This is a genomic window from Shouchella patagoniensis (assembly GCF_002019705.1).
Lineage (GTDB): Bacteria > Bacillota > Bacilli > Bacillales > Bacillaceae_D > Shouchella > Shouchella patagoniensis.
In genome coordinates this window covers 1,702,348-1,721,271 of the sequence record NZ_KV917377.1, presented here as the reverse complement: position 1 = coordinate 1,721,271, position 18,924 = coordinate 1,702,348, and the positions used below count along the sequence as shown (strand labels likewise).

Genomic DNA, 18,924 nt, shown 5'->3' with positions numbered 1-18,924 from the left:
CTTCATTCTGTTACCGAATATACCCAAATAGTGAAATCTTCAAACGATTTCATTTATATTTATTTAGACGTTTGACTGCGTTTTAATATGGGAACAAATAAAATAATATTTCATTTACTTAGTTGGAAAGGGGCAGGGTTATGTCTGAACATTTAGAAGTAACATTAAATGGTGAACGGCAAACTGTAAGTAAAGATTCGGTTTTAAATGCTCTTACACAAGGGGGAATAGATGTCCCAAGCTTATGTTATCACCCAAGTCTAGGGCCAATTGAAACATGTGACACATGTATCGTAAAAGTAAACGGAGAATTCGTTCGTTCATGTTCAACAGAAATTCAACCAGGAGATGTTGTGGAATCGGTAGGGAGCGAAGTTCATGAGGCCCAATTGATTGCAATGGACCGTGTACTTGGTAATCATGAGCTATATTGTACCGTTTGTGATTATAATAACGGAAATTGTGAGATACATAATGCGGTTAAAGAAATGAAAATAACCCACCAAGAGACGGCACATAGCTCCAAAGAATATTCTATTCAACGGAACTCTTTTTATCGCTACGATCCTGATCAATGCATTCTTTGTGGGCGCTGTGTAGAAGCTTGCCAAGATTTGCAAGTAACTGAAACATTATCAATTGATTGGGAATCAGAAAGACCACGTGTTATTTGGGACAAGGATTCGCCAATTGATGAATCCTCTTGTGTAAATTGTGGTCATTGTTCAACAGTTTGTCCTTGTAATGCAATGATGGAAGTTGGTATGGAAGGCGAAGCGGGTTTTTTAACGGGAATTAATGAGGATTCCATGCGACCAATGATAAATATTACAAAAAATGTAGAAACAGGTTATCAGTCATTAATGACCGTTTCTGATCTTGAAGCACAAATGCGGGAGTCGCGAATTGAGAAAACAAAAACCGTTTGTACGTATTGTGGAGTTGGTTGTTCATTCGATGTTTGGACTAAAGACCGACAAATCTTAAAAATTGAACCTCAAGCAGAAGCACCAGCAAATGGCATTTCTACCTGTGTAAAAGGGAAATTTGGTTGGGATTATGTGAATAGTGAAGAAAGATTAACTAAGCCTTTAATTCGTGAAGGAAATGAATTCCGTGAAGCTGAATGGGATGAAGCACTTGAACTGATCTCAAAAAACTTTAAGAATGCATTGAAAACAAAGGGACCTGATTCATTGGCATTTATTTCGTCATCAAAATGTACGAACGAAGAGTCCTACCTAATGCAGAAGCTTGCTCGAGCAGTTATTGGCACTAACAATATTGATAATTGTTCCCGCTATTGTCAATCTCCTGCAACAATGGGGTTATGGCGAACGGTTGGATATGGAGGGGACTCTGGGGGAATTGAAGATATTGCTAATGCAGAGTTAGTTATATCAATTGGCTCTAATACAGTTGAATCACACCCGGTACTTGCTACAAGAGTGAAGAGAGCACAGAAATTAAACGGACAAAAAGTAATTGTAGCTGATATTCGCAAACACGAGCTTGCAGAACGTGCAGATTTATTTGTACACCCTTCTCCAGGGAGCGACCTTGTTTGGTTATCTGCGGTAACAAAATATATGATAGATCAAGGATGGCACGACGAAGAATTCCTTGCCGAACATGTAAATGATGTAGATGAGTTTATAAAGAGTTTGGATACGTATACACTTGACTACGCAGAAAAGGTTACAAATTTAACAAAAGAAGAATTAATTGCTATTGCAACTTCTATCCACGAGGCGAAAACAACTTCTATTTTATGGGCGATGGGTATCACACAACACGGTGGAGGTAGTGACACGAGCACGGCGATTTCTAACTTGTTGCTCGTTACAGGAAACTACATGAAACCTGGGGCAGGTGCGTATCCTTTGCGAGGTCATAACAATGTTCAAGGGGCAAGTGATTTTGGTAGCATGCCAGACCGTTTTCCCGGATACCAATTCGTTACGGATGATGAAGTGCGTGCTCGATTTGAAAAGAAGTGGGCTGTTGATTTACCTAAGGAGCCGGGGTTAAATAACCATGAGATGGTTGAGGCCATTCATGAAGGGAACTTAGATGTTCTTTACTTAAAAGGTGAAGACATGGGTATTGTTGATGCAAATGCGAACTACGTGCAAGCTGCATTTGAAAAACTCGACTTTTTTGTGGTACAAGACGTATTTCTTTCAAGAACGGCTCAATTTGCTGATGTTGTCTTACCTGCAAGCCCGAGCCTCGAGAAAGATGGCACGTTTACCAACACAGAACGTCGCTTCCAACGCCTATATAAAGTACTTGAACCTCTTGGTGAATCAAAGCCGGATTGGCAGATCATTAAAGAAATTGCAAACCGATTAGATGCAAACTGGACATATGAACACCCTAGTGAAATAATGGACGAAGCGGCATTACTTACTCCGCTATTTGCAGGTGTAAGCTATGATCGTTTAGAAGGTTATGATAGTTTACAATGGCCGGTTGCGAAAGATGGTACCGACACTCCATTACTCTTTAAAGATGAATTTCCTCTTCCAGAAGGAAAAGCGAGATTATGGCCTGTCGAGTGGACAAAGCCGCTTCAGTTTGATGAAGAGTATGATATTCATGTAAATAATGGTCGAATTCTCGAGCATTTCCATGAAGGGAATATGACGTATCGGTCAAAAGCAATTACAGAAAAGACACCTAGAGAATTTTTAGAGGTTTCACCAGAGCTAGCAAAAGAACGTGGAATTGAAGATGGGACAAAAGTGCGCCTTACTTCTCCATACGGCAGTGTCAAAGTAAGTTGCATTGTGACTGATCGTGTGAAAGGCAAAGAGGTATACTTGCCTATGAATACAAGTAGTGAAGGAGCTATTAATTACATTACAAGTTCTCATTCGGATAAAGATACTGACACACCAGCGTATAAGGAGATCTCAGCTAAAATGGAAATTCTTGAGGCAAAAGGGGAAAGTCCTCTTCCGAGAATTAATTATCGCTATGGAAATCCACAACCGCAAATTGGTGTAAGGGTAGAAGAGAAATGGGCGCGTGCAGACTATACATTCCCTGGGGACCTAGTAAAAGAAAGGAGAGCTAAAAATGGCTAAAGCGACAACGATTATTCAAAAGATGCCTGTTGATCCTGATGTAAAAAGAGAACAAGATATACAAGAAATCAAAGACGCGTTAGTCCACAATAAAAAAGCCATTTTAGCTACACTTGCTCTTCTTCAAAAAGTTCAAGATACGGAAGCTTTTAATATAGCTGACGCATCGATTAGCCAGAGAGAACAATTAGTTGATCGACTTGTAAAGCAGTTGGATGATCCAAATATAACGCAATCAATTCAAAATTTATTGTTGTTAGGCGGTGCATTAGGGTCAGTAAAACTGGCGGACTTAGAGCCGATGATTTTTAAAATGAACTCAGCGATCCATAAGGTTGCTGAATATGAGCATAAGGGAAAAGGGGGGTACGTTTCCCTTGTGCGTTCCCTAAAGGATCCAGAAACAATTGAAGGGCTTAACACGATGGTTGCTTTTGTAAAAGGATTTGGTGTTGATCAATCAAAGAATGAAATGAATCAACCCCAATATGAACTGACAACGTTAGCACAAGGACAACCAAAAGAAAAAGAAGAGGAGGTCAACCGCAAACAGGAGTCACGCCAGACGACCAAATGGTATGTTATTGCCGCTGGAGCGTTGGCCTTTGTTTTGCCGTTGATATTTAACAGAAAATGACTAATAACGTAAATACAGTACAAACCTCCAAAGAAATTTTAAAAATCTCTAATGGAATAAGTGAATGGAAAACCGATTCAATTGCTAAAGAAGTACCTTTAACGATTAAGATAAATGGGGAAGAATTTGTGACATTGGTTTGTTCTCCAGAGTATATTGAAGACATGGTTATTGGTTATTTAGCTTCAGAAGGCGTCATTGATTCATATGAAATGGTTCAATCTATAAGAGTGGATGAAAGCAAAGGTTTTGTGCACATTCAATTAACTAGACAAATAAACAAGTTGCATCAACAAATGCAAACAAAACGCTATATCACCTCGTGCTGTGGTATGAGCCGGCAAAGCTTTATATTTGCTTCTGATTCTAAGACGGCTAAGACTATGAAATCTAGGAATGTCAACGTTCGCCCCGAGGATTGTTTTCGATTAATGGAAGACATGCAGGATTCAGCAACCATTTTTCACGCAACAGGAGGTGTGCATAACGCCGCTCTAGCTACAAACGATGGGATCATCGTAATGAGAATGGATATTGGACGGCATAATGCCCTTGATAAGCTATATGGGTACTGTTTGCGGAATCATATTTCATTAGAAGATAAAGTGATGATTTTTAGTGGTAGGCTGTCTTCAGAAATTATGTTGAAGGTAGCAAAAATTGGCTGCGAGGTCGTATTATCTAAATCTGCACCAACAGATCGTGCGTTAGAGATTGCTGATGAGTTAGAAATTACGGCTATTGGTTTTATAAGAAAACGATCAATGAACGTTTATACCGTTCCTGAACGAGTTATACAAATGGAAAGCTAGAGGCTAATTGGTCTCTAGCTTTTTTCATTCTTGTTGTCCCGGTAAATAGTCAAGTAAGAAAGGAACCATAAAGCATGACGTTGTTGGTCACGTGCAATAGACGCATATAGATTCCTTAATTGCGGAACTGAAGATGAACGAGCTGCGTTTTCAAATAATGCGGCAGCTTTTTGTTCTTGCTCAAACGCCTTTTTTAAAGCGGGCATATATCCATTACGGTAAACAATTGCTTCGGTAATGGTCGGCTCCTTGTTGCTTAGTGCAGTATAGAGCTGTAACATCATTTGATAATGATATTTTTCTTCTTCAATTGTAGTAGTTAGAGTACTAGCTACATGTTGTGTTGGCATCTGTTGAATAAGCAATTCGTAATTTGCAACGGTTTGGTAGGAAAGCTGCATAAAAGATTGAAGTTCTTCAAGTTGCTCTTTTGATCCTGATATAGGTGCTGTGGCTGAGTGCTGATTAGGTGGTCTTGGTGATGAGAGACCTTGGAGACTGGCTTGAGTTGGTGGCGGTTGGCGGATAATTGGTTGCGTCTGTCCAGGTGGTGTTTGAAAAGATGGAGCTGAACGTTTTTTAAACAACATCGTTTTTCCCCTTTCTTGATTTCCATTCAAAGAAATGGGCATGGTCTATTGAGGTTGATTATAGATATGTATGCAGGTAGACTTAACTCGATTCTTCTTAAATAAAAAACCGACCCATTAAATGAGCCGGTTATTTTTCTTCTTTTGGTTTCCTCGAATAAAAGCTAGACATTGTTCCAATTACAACTCCAACAACGATTCCTATTGGAATGCTATCAAATACAATACTTGCTCCAACTCCTATTAGTAGACCAATGATCATTCCAAATTTTTCGTTTGGCGGTTTCTGGTTTGAACTAGACATGTCTGACCTCCGGTGATTAATTACGCTATCTATATATTAGCGAATATCACGGCAATAATCAAAGAGAGATGGTCACCTGGCTCAGGAAAGGTTGTTAACTCTGTGCTTTACGAGGAGAGAAAAGAAGTGAGAGGATAGACCCGAGAACAATCAGGACAAATGTGGTGCTTGCTGCAATTTTTTCTGAAACACCAAAGTATATTAGAAGCATACCAAGTGATATAAGCAAAGAAACATAAATCACAAACAACAATTTCATTGCAAAACCTCCTTTTTATTTATTCATAATCCTACAAAAATTGCGATTGATTAGGTTGTTTCTGTGGGTATTAAACTTAATCATATCATTTTGGGTAAGGGAGTGCAAGAAGAAAATTAGTTATCCAATTTTCTTCTTGCGATGAACCAGCCCATTGTAGCTATTAACCCGAGAGTAAAAGCACTTATTGATAGTCGGAAAAAAGGTGGTAAATACGAAAATACAATCTCATTTTCACCTTGCTCTAGAGATACTCCTAAAAATGAATAATTAACTTGCTCGATGTCTGCTGATTGTCCATTTACAGTGACTTCCCAACCTCGTTCATAAGGAACTGGAAGTGCAAGCATCTGTTGATTGGTCGTATTATCATAAGAAATCTCTATTTTCCGGTCGCTCACTTCGACAGGAATGTCCTCATTGTTGTCTGTTGCGTTATGGAGATTTTCGTAGGATTCGGTATTCAGTTCAAACTGATCTAATTGATAACTCCCCTGTGGAACACGTAAAGATATGGTTTCGTTGGCTTCGATTCGAACGGTTAAATGGTTCACATCAGTTCGGTAAATTGATTGTAATGATTTCCTGGAAGTAGAGAATTCATTTATAGTCAAAGGGAATAGAGAAGCTGTTTTTGACTGGTTTTTAATATAAAAAGATAAATAGTCATCTTCCTCATCTTCCATCCGTTCGCCAAGGTTAAAGTCTATGCCGCCTTCTTCCTCAGTCACAGTAAGTACACCCTCTTCGTAAGTGCCACCAACTGGTTGTATCTCGATTTCTCCAATTCTGTTTTCAATTGTAGATGTGAAAGGTTCTGTGCTCAAATTATCAGCTGCAATAATTCCATTTAACATCGCATGCTCTCGATCGAGAATGCTCAAATTTGTTAAGTCGTCTTCACTATATATGGTCGAAGCAGTCCGTACATATGGCAGTAAATGGATGTTCTCATATAAAGTATAAAGTTCATTGGATGAAACTTCGTTAAATCCATAAGGGATTGGTATATCTTCATCATTAGGAGCAAGTTTATGACTTACTTGAAACAAGCTGTGTAAGTTTGCTCGATCTCCAAAACCTGAATATCTGCTGACGCTTTCCCTATTCATATCGATTTCCAGATTCTCGTAATAGAAAAACAGCAAATGTTGATTTAATACACTCGAATAGGCACTGACTCCATGAAAATCCTGAACTAAAGGAGTGTTATTCCTAAAATCAGCAACCCACTCAATACGAGAGAATGGTTCTCGAGTTGTTACCTCATCCAAAAGCTCCCGTTGCGAAGCGTGATCATATTCACGACTTTGTAGAAACTCAGATGATGTTTGATGTAAATTCCCATTTTCAAATAGGCGTTCTTTTTGATAGATATTAGCTAGTCCGAGCTGCGATAGTAGAAGGAAAACCAATAATACAGGCATCCATCGTTTCATATTCCTCCATGTGAAAAACAACAAGAAGAGAGTTGCTATTGCAGAGAAAAATAAGAGATAAGCCTGTCCGGACTGAAATAGTGAGGATGGACCAATGTAACCAACAACATAACTAGCAGTAAATAAGATAAAAGTCGTTACACTGGCAAAAATCATATCACGCTTGGGTAATCGCCTTATTTGTGGTAACGCAAATCCTATAGCCGCGGCAAGCGCAAACGCCCCCATATATTGAAAGCGGAATTGTGGCGCGGAAAATCCGTTAAACATACTGCCGGCCATTGGACTGAAGTGAAAAATAACAAACAGTAGAGAGATTGAACTGAAAAAAAGAAATGGCTTATAAGTATAAAGTTTTTTGCAAAAAAGCAAGAAGACAAAAATAGCTGGCAAAATGAAAAGCCTACTAGTGAACAATAAATTGTCGTGAAGATCAAACCATTCAATTGGATTTGAAAATGACGGACGGTAGTTATTTAAATAACCATAAACCGCAGGTACAAAAGCAATAGCCCCAAGTAAAAAGCCTACCACAACTGCTGGGACATATTGTTTTAATTGTTGTTTTATCGAAGCTTCATTGTCAGAAAGTTGGATGAAAAAGCGCAAAACTACATAGATCCCAATGAATATAAAATTCATATAGGCAAAATAAAAGTTATTAATGAGCGATAAGGCAATCGCAGCAATGAACCACCAAGGCTTTTGCTCACGTATAATTTTCTCAACTCCAAGTACTAGCAACGGGAGCCACAAATAAGCATCTGCAAAGAACTCCCAAAAAGATGCGTGGCGAAAGTACATGATGCTACCACCGTATAAAGTGGCTCCAATAAATGCATACAGTGTTGGGGTTTTTATGTAACGAAAAACAAGAGTTGTTAAAAAGATGATAATAGCTAAGCGAGCTGTATTAACAAATACAGCTGCTTGTCCCCAAAACATGACCGTATCTGCCGTGGGAAAAAAGCCAAGTGCCTCACCTGCAAACACAATTAAGAAAGTAATAAAAAAGACCGTGCTAGTTGAAAAATAGTAGGCGAGCTGGCTAAAGAACCCACCCCCTAAACCAAATTGATGCGAATAGAAGAATGACGCTTTACTATATTCCTCATAAAGAAATTGTTTGAAAGGCAGCATTTGGGCGGTACCATCATTTGGTCCAACCATAAATTGACCGTTTGTCCATTGGTAAAAGAAAAAGGCATGCGCAATAATAGCGAAAAGGATACTTGCGCCTAAAAGTGCAAAAATGGTTCTAAGCTTCATTTCGAACTCCATCTCGTTTTAATATTTTTGAAGTAATAATAAAAGTAATTGGAACTGTGAAGAGAACAGCGATAATCGGAGCAATAATTGGTGGTAAACTAATCAACTCAACTAAAATAAAAACGAGCACTGTGGATACTGAAAAATTTACGGCTTGTGTTAATGGGAATTGAAAGAATGTTTTCCATGATGGTTTAACACCAAATGTGAAAAAAACATTTAAAAAATAAGATCCAATCATGCTTACTAAAAATGCCGTAATATGGGCGGCAAGATAATGAAACGTTAAGGCTTGCTGGAAAAGGAGGTAAAGCAAGTAAAACGTTGCAGTATTTATGCCGCCAACAAAGGCAAATCGTAAAAATTCATTACGGTAGATTTTCTCCCAAAAATTATTGGACTCGTTCATAGCGTTTTCCTTTTGTGGCATTTGTTTCTTTTACTAGATAGTGGGGACGGCGTTTCGTTTCATTATAAATTCTTCCTATATATTCACCAATTATGCCGAGGGAAACCAATTGTATACCACCTAGAAACAACACAGCTGAGATAACAGTGAAATAGCCTGGTACGTCTATACCAGTGCGGATAATTTGTGTGAACATCACTAAGATGTAAAGCAAGGCAGCAACTAAAATAAACCCGCCCATATAAAAACAGATCCGCAAAGGTTTCATATTAAAAGATATGATGCCATCAATACCATAATTGATTAATTTTGAAATAGACCATTTTGATTCACCGTTCGCGCGCGAAACGTTTTCATAATAAATTACCTTTTGTTCAAAACCAATCCAAGAAAACAACCCTTTTGAAAAACGGTTTCCTTCACTCATAATAAGAAGTGCATCTACAGCACGTCTGCTTAAGAGTCGGAAATCTCCCGCGCCGTCTTCAAGCTGGACATCAACAATCTTATTAATAAGTTTGTAGTAAGTTTTAGATAATGCTGTACGGATAATTCCATCACCTTTACGATCTCTACAGGCGATAACTTGGTCATAACCTTCTTCATATCCAGTTAAAAGGTCGGCTATTAATTCAACTGGATGTTGTAAATCAGCGTCAATAATAACGACGCAGTCGCCTTTTGCGTGTTGAAAACCAGCAACAATTGCCGCCTCTTTTCCGAAATTTCTTGTAAAAGAGATGTAATTTACTTGAGGATGCCATGTTGACAATCGTTGAAGTAAAGGCAGGGTGCTGTCAGAGCTTCCGTCATCAATATATATAACTTCCCAACGGTAATTGGATTTTTCTAGTACTTCTTTTAAGGCAAAATAAAAAGGTTCTACATTTTTTTCTTCATTAAAAGATGGGACAATAACAGAAAGCAGTGGCTTATTCATTGCCGGGGCCTCCATTTCTATACAATTTTTGAATCATTTCATAGTATACCCGGAATAAGAAGAAACGAATCTTACGTTTCCTTTAAGGAAATGAAGAAAACTATGTGGACTTGTAGAAAACAGTCTAAGACCTAAATGACCATGGGTCTCTTTACTTCGAACAAATAATAAAAAAGTGTTGTAGGAAATGCTGGCAGAATCAGTGAATTCTCGCTAAACTAAGTAAGTGAAGAAGAGGAGGATGAAAATGAACCAATATAAGTTAGTCGTATTTGATTTAGATGGAACCCTCTACGAAGGGACAAGTCATTTTGACTATTATGCAAATCATTTAAAACAGAAAGTAGATAAAAAAGACCGTACTGAATTCCAACTTGATTATGAAGCGATGAAAGCAGGTAATCATGTTGTACAGATTGGCAAAGCTTATGATGTGGAAAATGATGCAGTCCTGACCATCGATCCTATGACGTTAAGAGTGGTTGAAGCTCATTCGTGGGATGGAGAGAAATATGCGGATAAATCCGTTGAAGAGGCTTATCCAGGTGAGTTGTCTTTTAACTTTGATAATATGATCGCTATTGGCGATGGCTGGTGGTATCCTTTTGTTTGTGCCAAGCATTACGGTGTAGAGGATTGTTACTCAAGTTATACGGCGACAAAAGAGTATATGGTGTCTGATGACTTCACATTGGAGCCTTTAACAGGACTTAGAGATCATTTAATGAAATTAAATAAAGTAACACAGACAGTTGTTATGACAAACAGCGATCGTGAAGATGTTGGTCGATTGTTTTATGAGCTTGGTTTGGAAGGTGTTTTTGATCATATTATTCCGTCCGCTAATAAGCCTAGTTCTACTTCAGAACAATTGCAGCATTTGTTAACTCAATATGAAGTGAAGCCAGAAGAAGCAGTTAGTGTTGGAGATAATTTCATTAATGAAATTGCGCCTGCTGTTTTACTTGGGATGGATGCTGTCTATATTCACCCACAAATGCCCGAAGTAGACTTAGAACAAGTCAAAGTTGTATCAAGTGTAGTTGACCTTTTCAAAGAGTAATGAAGCACAGGGAAATGAATTTCCTTGTGCTTTTTATGTATGAAAAGAGGAGAAATGACGCAAAACCTATAAAGTAATCGGATTTGTGCTTGGTTTCTTTAATCCGTGACCTGGACATGTTACGGTTGCAAAGTATTGATCGTTTTTGACTAGGAGGATTCATTCACATGAAAAAACAACTTATCACCGCGACAGTTGCTTTAGTAAGTGCTGGAGCACTTGCTGCTTGCAATACGGATTCAAATGGAGCCGAAGAGATTCAACAATTACTTGAAGAATCAAATGAAGCGATGGCGGCTTTAGATAGTTATGCAATGGAAACACAAGCATTAACGCCGGAGGATGAAGAAGGACAAGAAATGTCATCAATTGTGCAATTGACTAGAGATCCTTTGTCGTTTGAGGTGTCACAAACAGGTCCAAACCCGATGACTGGGGAAGTAGAAGAAACGAAAGAGTACTTTTCTGATGGTTTATATTACACGGAAGAACCTACAGTTGGTGGCTGGATCTATATGGATGGAGAAGAGGCTGGTATGACGGGCGGTGCAGATCTACGTCCAGCTGAAGTTCAAACTGAAGATTTAATTGAGCATGCAAGTTCATTGACTCTTGAAGAGACGGATGAGTCTTATGTGTTTACTGCTGAAGGTACAGAGGATGAATCAGGTGCGCTGGCTCTTACTTTGGCTGGTGATCCAGAAGGAGAAACTGGACTTGAGGTGAACGAGTTCTCATACCAATTGCAAATAGATAAAGAAACAATGTTGCAGCAAGATGTGGAAATGACAATTGGATTAGCAATGCAAGAAGAAGGTATGGAGTCAGTGCAACAAATGATGACAACGTACAGCCAGTTTAACGAAGTAGAAGAAAGAACTGTGCCTGAAGAGATTGCGGACGAAGCAATTAGTATGGATGAAGCAATCCAACAATTTGAAGAGGAACAAGCTGAATCAGAAGAACAACCAGAAGTTGATGAAGAAGAACAAGAAACAGATGAAGAACAACCAGCAGAAGACCAAGAAGAGTAAATGTATAATAAACCCCCTTTCAATTGAGAAAGGGGGTTTATCATGTAAATTCATTAGTCATAAAGATCTAAGCATATCTGTTGATTGGTTTACTAGAGGAATTTAAAAAGAAAACAAGAAGGTGCGTTATTTTTAGCATTTTCTCTTAATTCGGAGAACTGAAGGCTTAATCTTTTGTAGTAAAGGGTAAGAGCTCTATAAATGGAAAGGAGCTTCTATATGCACAAAACCTCATTTTTAACGATTGCGGAGATGTGCTATCATTTTAAGAAGATCTATAAAGTCCCCACGAAAAAGAAGTTGTTGGGAAATATAAAAACAGCTTGTTTTTGGTGCTGGTACTAATACAGGAGGGGTTAAACATAGTGAGAAAAGCAGGAATATTCGGCTTATTAACGGCATCTGTAGCGATGTTGTCAGCATGTGGTAATGGAAATGATGAGAATGGAAACGGATCGACAGATGGAGGTACCATTAAAGTCGGTGTAGCTAATGAAGAACCATATGGTTACATAGATACAGCAAATAATGAAGTTACAGGAGCTGCACCAGAGATAGCTAGAGCTGTTTTGCAAAGTATTGGATATGATGATATTGAGGGAACGGTAGCGGATTTTGGAGCTTTAATTCAAGGGGTAAATGGCGGTCAATTTGATATCGCAACAGCAGCAATGGATATACGTCCTGATCGTTGTGAGAATGGAAGCTTTGGAAACATTGAAATGCAATATGGTGAAGGCATTGTCGTTGAAGCGGGAAACCCAATGGGAATTTATAGTTATGAAGATATTGCTTCTAATCCGGATATAAATGTTGCCGTTATGAGAGGAGCAAATCAAATTGATTACTTAAATTCCTTGGGCATTGATGAAAGTCAATATGTATTAGCTGATAGCATTGCCGACAATATGGCTGCTGTTGAATCTGGTCAAGCCGATGTTATGGTTGCTACAGACGCTACTGCTAATTCTGCAGCCCAAAATAATAGCTCGGGTAATGTTGAGTTTGTTGAGGATTTTACACAGCCGATTATTGATGGAGAGTCTGTCACCGCTTTTGGAGCTGCAGTATTCCCCCAAAGTGAAGAAGGAGACGAACTAAGAGAAGCATATAACGATGGGCTTCAAGAATTGTTGGAATCAGGTGAAATTTTAGAAATCCTCGAAGAGTTTGGATTTACAGAGGCCAATCTACCACCAGATGATATTACAACGGAAGACCGTTGTAACGTGTAAGAAGATAATGGAAAAAGAATTTGATTAAACGAGCGAAGCATGGAGATGCAAGAGCTGCTATCCATGCTTTTTCTCGTAGTTGCCGTTAAAGAGGTGATCAAGTGTTTTCTAATTTCGACAATTTTGTCCCGTTTATACTAAATGGGATGACAACAACAATTCAAGTGTTTTTATTAGGGGCGTTAATTGCTTATACAATTGCAATTGTAGCTGGTTTAATGCGAACTTCTTCCAATACTTTGGTCCGCAGCATAGCTGCCATTTTTGTAGAGCTGTTCCGAGGTACTTCTTTACTCGTGCAACTGTTCTTTTTGGTTTATGCTTTGCCAACCATTTTACCTTTTATCGATATGCCACTTCTTTTTGCAGGTGCGCTTGCGGTTGGTTTAAACTATGGTGCTTATGCATCGGAGGTAGTAAGAGGAGCTGTCAATTCAATTGCTATTGGACAAACAGAAGCTGCAATTTCATTGAATATGTCAAAATGGCAACGCATGAGATTGGTTATTTTACCACAAGCAATTAGGTTGATGCTTCCAGGTTTTGGAAATAATTCGATTGAATTATTAAAAGGCACGTCGTTAGTCTTTTTTATCGGTTTAGCAGATATGACCTTTCAAGCGAATATATTACGAGGTGGAAATAATGCGCTTAGTAGCCAAGTTGAGATCTATACGTATTTGTTATTCTCCTACTTTTTATTAGCTTTACCACTTATTTTCTTGGCTCGTTGGCTTGAGAAACGGGCTTCGAAAGGAGTGAGCATTTCATGAATGGGGATAATCGTGCATGGAATTGGGAATTTGCATTTGAGATATTCCCTGAAATCTTATCTGCTATTACAGTAACAATTGGTGCAACTGTTGTTGCCTACTTTATCTCATTAACGGTGGGCTTGCTTTTTACGCTTTTACGTCGCTCGAGTTTTAAGCCTCTTTCTCTATTGATGGCGGGTATAATTGAATTTATACGTGCAACCCCACCTCTTGTGCAATTGTTTTTTGTATTCTATACAACACCGTTATCTGGTTTTCAGACTGGTGCACTCGTATTAGGGATTCACTACGCGACGTATGTCTCGGAAATCTATCGTTCTGGTATCGATGCGGTTCCTAAAAGTCAGTGGGAAGCAAGTCGAGCATTAAATTTTTCCACAGCACAAACGTGGAGGAAAGTAATATTGCCTCAGGCTGTCCCCCCTGTTATCCCTATGTTAGGGAATTATCTTATTGTTTTATTCAAGGAGACGCCGTTGCTTTCAGCCATTTTTGTTGTAGAAATGATGGCAACTGCTCGAGCAATTGGTACTGATACTTGGAATTACGTTGAACCTATTACAATTGTGGGCATCTTATTCTTAGTGTTAAGTTATCCATCTGCTGTATTTATCCGTTATTTAGAGCGGAAAGTAGGGAATTTGCATGGAAATAAGATAGAAGCAAGGGGAGTGAAAACATGAGTGAAGTATTAGAACAAGAACAAGAAGAACAAGTGATTGCTAAGCAAGATTTAGCAGATGTCATTGTTCGTTATCGGAATGTAAAGAAGGTTTTTGGTGATACGATCGTATTAAACGATTTAAATATTGATGTTAGACAAGGTGAAAAGATTGCGTTAATTGGTCCATCAGGATCGGGAAAAACGACAATTATTCGGATGCTAATGACACTTGAGCAGCCGAGTGAAGGAACAATTGAAGTTGACGGGGAGATGCTTTGGCATAAAGAAGTAAATGGTAAGCTTGTTCCTGCGGATGAAAAACATTTACGTAAAGTTCGAGGGAATATCGGCATGGTATTCCAACAATACAATTTGTTTCCTCATATGACGATCTTGAAAAATTGCACAGAAGCACCGATTCACGTACTTGGATTAAGCAAGCAAGAAGCCCAAGAACGGGCAAAAAAAATGCTCGAGAAAGTAGGTTTATCGGACAAAGTTGATATGTATCCTTCCCAATTGTCTGGTGGTCAGCAACAGCGAGTTGCAATTGCTCGCTCTCTAGTTATGCAACCTAAAGTCATGTTATTTGATGAAGTGACGGCAGCACTTGACCCAGAGCTTGTAGGAGAAGTGTTAGAAGTCATTCGTGATATTGCGGCTGAAGGAGAAACAACGATGATGTTAATTACTCACGAAATGGATTTTGCTCGCGATGTCGCAGACCGCGTCTTCTTTCTTGATAATGGAAAAATTGCAGAAGAAGGTACGCCAGATGATGTTATTAATAACCCAAAGACAGACCGGTTACAATCTTTTTTAGGAAGATTTAATGCATAATAGTAGAGTGCTCTCCTTTGTAACAGGTAGAGCACTTTTTTATACTAAAAAATTCCCGTATTTTTTGTTTTTTTGTTTACTTTCTCTCTTTATAAAACGAAGTATCTGGCTTGGAAGGGAGATTGTAATGAATAAAAAAGAAAAAAGGTACGTAGAACAAAAGCTTTCAAAGTATAACTTATATAAATTAACCTTTTCATATGAGGAACAACCGAAAACCACACAAAGTTTTCAATTGGTTCCTGCAAGCGGACCACGCTCTTTCTTCTCATCGACTGAACAAACAGCCATTAAGAATATTGACGCCGCAGCTAAACGGAAAGCCTTTTTATTAATGATTGAGGACTGTGTAAATAAGCTAGCTTCAACGGAAAGAGAGCTTATTGTGCGTCGCTATTTACAAGAAAGTGACCGTTTTGACTATCAAGTGTATATGGACATGTTAATTAGCGAACGGCAGTACTATCGAATTAAAAATAAAGCCTTTGAGAAGCTTTGTTATTTGTTCGCTATATGGGAGGATGAGAGTCCTTTGGAATGAAGTAAAGGCCCAGCAACGGCTGTGCCTTTTTAAGTGGTTTACCTTAACAACTCTTGCTTCTTATTTTCAAACTCTTCTTCTGAAATAATTCCATCATCAAGAAGGGATTTATATTTGCGAATTTCGTCGGCGGATGACAGTGAGAGATTAGAGTCTGATACATGGTCTGCGCTACTCTGTATAATTTCAATCAAATCTTTTAAGATTAGTAATGAATTATATTGGCTAATAGTGGAGATCCATATTTCATTCTCATCGGTTTTTAACGTTCCAAAGCCTCTACGCTGAAACCCTTCGTAGTTAATTTTGATTTTCCCAGAAGAAAACCCTGGTTTTGATAAAGAAATACCGCTGATTTTATCAATGCTTATTGTTTTTTTATCAGAGGCCCCAGCATGAAGACGATTATATTCGAACGTCAATGAAGTAAGGCTAATGATTAAGTTTCCAGTTTGACCATTAAATGTTAGAGTCTTTTCTTCATTAATAAGTAATGTATTGTAAAGGCGAGAAGCTTCTGAAACATCTGCTTTTGTGTGATCTTGTAAGGATATAAGCTGCTCTTCCATCAATGCCTTTGCTTTTAAAAAATTATTATAGTGAGGTTTAAATTGGAGTGCGACTGCGTATTCATCTCCCAAGATATACAATTTAGATAATGTACCAATTGAATGTCCTTTTCTTAATAAATAAAAATATCCCGAGGTTATGCCAGGTTTAATCATTACTACTGAATCAATGTCTGTGATATCTACTTCTATAATAGGTTTAGTTTTATCAGCAAATTGTCTTCTTTTCCCATGTTTAATGGTAATTTTATTATCTTTTACAGTAAGAACAGAACCTTGACCTTTAAATACTGTTTGTTTATCCAACAATAATCCCTCCTAACAATCTTCTTTTTACTGAATATAGCAAAGTGCATCTAAGAAATTGCATTTTACCTATTTGTCGTATGGGAAGATGAAAGTTCTCCTCTGGAATGAAAGTAAAGGTGCAGCGACAACTGTGCCTTTTTAAGTGGTTTACCTTAACAACTCTTGTTTCTTATTTTCAAACTCTTCTTCTGAAATAATTCCATCATCAAGAAGGGATTTATATTTGCGAATTTCGTCGGCGGGGGAAGAATCTACAACTTGCTGTAGTGAAAGACCTTCGCTCGTATAATAAGCTTGCAGTGTTTCAATTAGTTCCTTAGCCTCGACCATTTGATTGTAGTGATTAATGTTGGTAATAGCTATTTCGTTTGGTTCTTCATTTAAACTTCTATATCCTCTGCTTGAAAAACCTTCATAAAAGATCTGTATTTTTCCACTTGTTATGGAAGGTTTTGAAATAGATATGCTCGAAATTCGGCCAATATCAATTGATTTTGAACCTTTTCCCCCTCTATGTAAAATTGGTTTGTACTTAATGATGACTGACCGAGCACTTACACAAATGCTGCCTGAATATCCTTTAAACTCAATGTTTTTATCGGAATTATCAAGCAGTTCGCTTACTAATTTCCTCTGATTATCTTTTTTTACATTTTTATTAGGGTTTTCTTGCCTTGCTCGGATTATATGTTGATTAATTAATTCCTGTGCTTTTAAAAACTGTTTATACTGTGGAAAAAAAGCAAGTGTAATAGCATATTCATCCACCATAATGTCCGTTTTTTTCATTGAATCAATTTCGTATCCTTTTCTTAGAAAATAACAATATCCCGAGAAGAGTCCTGGTTTATCTAAAACTAACCGATCTAAATCTGAATAGAATATTTCTATTTCAGGCTTAGATTTACTAGTTAATTGTTTATTCTTGCCATGTGACAATATAATTTTGTCATGTTCAACAAATAGAGAAGAACCTTGTCCTTTAAATCTTTTATTCATAGTTTTTCCTCCGTATCTTAGGCTACCGATGTGAAAAAAGAACTATTAATCTATCATTCTTGTTGTTTTATTTTATAAGTCTATACTAACACAAATCAATGGCAGAATAATGGCAGAAAGATGACAGGACAGAACATTTGTTCTGTATTATGATAGTAGTGTAGCAAGGTTAGGTAAAACCAAACTACGACATTCGTTAGGTGTGCCGGCACCAAAAAAAATTGATCTAAACGGGGGAATTAATAATGTCAGAGAAAAAATTTGCAGGAACACGCGTTGAAGTAAACGGACAAATCGTAGCGAAACTAACATCATTTACACACTCGCTTGAAGTAGAAGAAGCGGATGTAACAGGTCTTGGTGATACAGTAGAAGGCGGCGGCGTTTTTCGTCAAAAATTTATTGCTGCTTCAGTTGGTGAAACAGTTTCAATGGAGGGGATTGCGCTGCTGGAAGATGATGGACAATCAGAGCTTAAGCGTGTATCTGAACTTGGACAAGAGGCTGTGATTAAACATACAGATGCGAGCGGATCAGGTTATGCATTAACAGGGTTTTTTACAACTTATGAAGAGGAAGGTTCTGTATCGGAAGGTATCTATACGTTCTCAGGGGAGTTTCGTGTTAATACAAAATTAATTATCGACGAAGGTGGTGCAGATGTTGGCGAATAACTCAACGGACCGCTTGCAGATTCTTAATGAAAAAGCCGAAGAGCTTTCGCAAATCCAGCAAGAACAGTTAGTAGCTGATTATGATGATGCTTTAGCAGAGGAATTAAACGAGCAAAAACACCAATATGTCAAATTCGCCGGAAATTTATTTGAAATTCCAACGGAAATGCCGTTTCAATTTGCGACCTTCTATTTTCGCCATTGCGTACAAAAGGTAAAGGGCAAGACACAAATGGCCGTACCAGAAGAGAAAATGTACGACTTTATCGAGTTAATGTTAGGAAAAGAGTTTCTTAAACATTTAGAACAATCAAATGCAGGTGTAAATTTCGTCTTTAAGCATGTAGTACCTGACATTATGAAATTATGGGGTTATGATGTCAAAGGTTCAGCGGCTACATCAAACACGGTTCAAAAAAAAACCAAGATTCAAGGATAATTATTTGGGCTTGGGCAGCTCTTGAAGCCG

20 protein-coding genes are annotated in these 18,924 nt (G+C 38.1%); 12 read left to right on the top strand and 8 right to left on the bottom strand.

Annotation, left to right across the window (positions count from 1 at the left end):
* The first annotated feature begins 140 nt into the window (after positions 1-140).
* The 3 genes from fdhF to fdhD are packed head-to-tail and all read left to right on the top strand — an operon-like array spanning position 141 to position 4,541.
* Positions 141-3,092 (top strand): formate dehydrogenase subunit alpha, encoded by a 2,952-nt coding sequence (gene fdhF, locus BK584_RS09215; protein WP_078392343.1) that lies wholly within the window; start codon positions 141-143, stop codon positions 3,090-3,092.
* Positions 3,085-3,729: a helical membrane plugin domain-containing protein gene (locus BK584_RS09210; protein WP_078392342.1), complete on the top strand. Its 645-nt coding sequence runs from the start codon at positions 3,085-3,087 to the stop codon at positions 3,727-3,729. Before fdhF ends, BK584_RS09210 begins: the two co-directional genes overlap by 8 nt.
* Complete coding sequence (gene fdhD, locus BK584_RS09205; RefSeq protein ID WP_078392341.1) at positions 3,726-4,541, top strand: formate dehydrogenase accessory sulfurtransferase FdhD; 816 nt, start codon at positions 3,726-3,728, stop codon at positions 4,539-4,541. Before BK584_RS09210 ends, fdhD begins: the two co-directional genes overlap by 4 nt.
* A gap of 14 nt (positions 4,542-4,555) precedes the next feature.
* On the opposite strand, the gene BK584_RS09200 is transcribed toward fdhD, so the two are convergent.
* The 6 genes from BK584_RS09200 to BK584_RS09185 all read right to left on the bottom strand — a co-directional run bounded on the left by BK584_RS09200 (position 4,556) and on the right by BK584_RS09185 (position 9,751).
* A complete protein-coding gene (locus BK584_RS09200; protein ID WP_078392340.1) occupies positions 4,556-5,131 on the bottom strand; it encodes a ferritin-like domain-containing protein in 576 nt (191 codons plus the stop codon).
* 130 nt (positions 5,132-5,261) lie between these two features.
* The gene (locus BK584_RS24125; RefSeq protein WP_139365638.1) at positions 5,262-5,435 is read right to left on the bottom strand and encodes a septum formation initiator; all 174 of its coding nucleotides are present in this window, start codon (positions 5,433-5,435) and stop codon (positions 5,262-5,264) included.
* 94 nt (positions 5,436-5,529) lie between these two features.
* Complete coding sequence (locus BK584_RS24545) at positions 5,530-5,694, bottom strand: hypothetical protein (protein ID WP_169871165.1); 165 nt, start codon at positions 5,692-5,694, stop codon at positions 5,530-5,532.
* Positions 5,695-5,810: 116 nt separating this feature from the next.
* A complete protein-coding gene (locus BK584_RS09195; protein WP_169871163.1) occupies positions 5,811-8,402 on the bottom strand; it encodes a YfhO family protein in 2,592 nt (863 codons plus the stop codon).
* A complete protein-coding gene (locus BK584_RS09190) occupies positions 8,392-8,811 on the bottom strand; it encodes a GtrA family protein (protein ID WP_245808826.1) in 420 nt (139 codons plus the stop codon). The genes BK584_RS09195 and BK584_RS09190 overlap by 11 nt, the downstream gene beginning before the upstream one ends.
* A complete protein-coding gene (locus tag BK584_RS09185; protein WP_078392337.1) occupies positions 8,795-9,751 on the bottom strand; it encodes a glycosyltransferase family 2 protein in 957 nt (318 codons plus the stop codon). Before BK584_RS09185 ends, BK584_RS09190 begins: the two co-directional genes overlap by 17 nt.
* Positions 9,752-9,998: 247 nt before the next feature.
* Here BK584_RS09185 and BK584_RS09180 point away from each other — a divergent pair, with 247 nt between their 5' ends.
* From BK584_RS09180 to BK584_RS09150, 7 genes are all read left to right on the top strand, one after another.
* Positions 9,999-10,814 carry an HAD family hydrolase gene (locus BK584_RS09180; protein WP_245808825.1) on the top strand — a complete coding sequence of 272 codons (816 nt, stop codon included), beginning with the start codon at positions 9,999-10,001 and terminating at the stop codon, positions 10,812-10,814.
* A gap of 167 nt (positions 10,815-10,981) precedes the next feature.
* The gene (locus BK584_RS09175) at positions 10,982-11,848 is read left to right on the top strand and encodes a DUF6612 family protein (RefSeq protein ID WP_078392335.1); all 867 of its coding nucleotides are present in this window, start codon (positions 10,982-10,984) and stop codon (positions 11,846-11,848) included.
* 365 nt (positions 11,849-12,213) lie between these two features.
* The gene (gene ehuB, locus BK584_RS09170; RefSeq protein WP_078392334.1) at positions 12,214-13,083 is read left to right on the top strand and encodes an ectoine/hydroxyectoine ABC transporter substrate-binding protein EhuB; all 870 of its coding nucleotides are present in this window, start codon (positions 12,214-12,216) and stop codon (positions 13,081-13,083) included.
* A 101-nt stretch (positions 13,084-13,184) separates the two neighbouring features.
* Positions 13,185-13,856, top strand: a complete 672-nt coding sequence (gene ehuC / locus BK584_RS09165) for an ectoine/hydroxyectoine ABC transporter permease subunit EhuC (protein WP_078392333.1) — start codon at positions 13,185-13,187, stop codon at positions 13,854-13,856.
* Positions 13,853-14,542 (top strand): ectoine/hydroxyectoine ABC transporter permease subunit EhuD, encoded by a 690-nt coding sequence (gene ehuD, locus BK584_RS09160; protein ID WP_078392332.1) that lies wholly within the window; start codon positions 13,853-13,855, stop codon positions 14,540-14,542. The genes ehuC and ehuD overlap by 4 nt, the downstream gene beginning before the upstream one ends.
* Positions 14,539-15,363 carry an ectoine/hydroxyectoine ABC transporter ATP-binding protein EhuA gene (gene ehuA / locus BK584_RS09155; protein ID WP_078392331.1) on the top strand — a complete coding sequence of 275 codons (825 nt, stop codon included), beginning with the start codon at positions 14,539-14,541 and terminating at the stop codon, positions 15,361-15,363. Before ehuD ends, ehuA begins: the two co-directional genes overlap by 4 nt.
* A gap of 127 nt (positions 15,364-15,490) precedes the next feature.
* Positions 15,491-15,904, top strand: coding sequence for an ArpU family phage packaging/lysis transcriptional regulator (locus BK584_RS09150; RefSeq protein WP_054705367.1), 414 nt, complete (start codon positions 15,491-15,493; stop codon positions 15,902-15,904).
* Between the two features lie 38 nt (positions 15,905-15,942).
* On the opposite strand, the gene BK584_RS25040 is transcribed toward BK584_RS09150, so the two are convergent.
* Together BK584_RS25040 and BK584_RS24935 are read right to left on the bottom strand one after the other, a co-directional pair.
* Positions 15,943-16,779 (bottom strand): SHOCT domain-containing protein, encoded by an 837-nt coding sequence (locus BK584_RS25040; RefSeq protein ID WP_245808824.1) that lies wholly within the window; start codon positions 16,777-16,779, stop codon positions 15,943-15,945.
* Between the two features lie 150 nt (positions 16,780-16,929).
* On the bottom strand, positions 16,930-17,781 hold the full coding sequence (locus BK584_RS24935; RefSeq protein WP_218970336.1) for an SHOCT domain-containing protein: 852 nt from the start codon (positions 17,779-17,781) through the stop codon (positions 16,930-16,932).
* Between the two features lie 245 nt (positions 17,782-18,026).
* Here BK584_RS24935 and BK584_RS09135 point away from each other — a divergent pair, with 245 nt between their 5' ends.
* Together BK584_RS09135 and BK584_RS09130 are read left to right on the top strand one after the other, a co-directional pair.
* Positions 18,027-18,455: a hypothetical protein gene (locus tag BK584_RS09135; protein ID WP_078392329.1), complete on the top strand. Its 429-nt coding sequence runs from the start codon at positions 18,027-18,029 to the stop codon at positions 18,453-18,455.
* Positions 18,442-18,894, top strand: a complete 453-nt coding sequence (locus BK584_RS09130; RefSeq protein ID WP_245808823.1) for a hypothetical protein — start codon at positions 18,442-18,444, stop codon at positions 18,892-18,894. The genes BK584_RS09135 and BK584_RS09130 overlap by 14 nt, the downstream gene beginning before the upstream one ends.
* Positions 18,895-18,924: the final 30 nt, after the last annotated feature.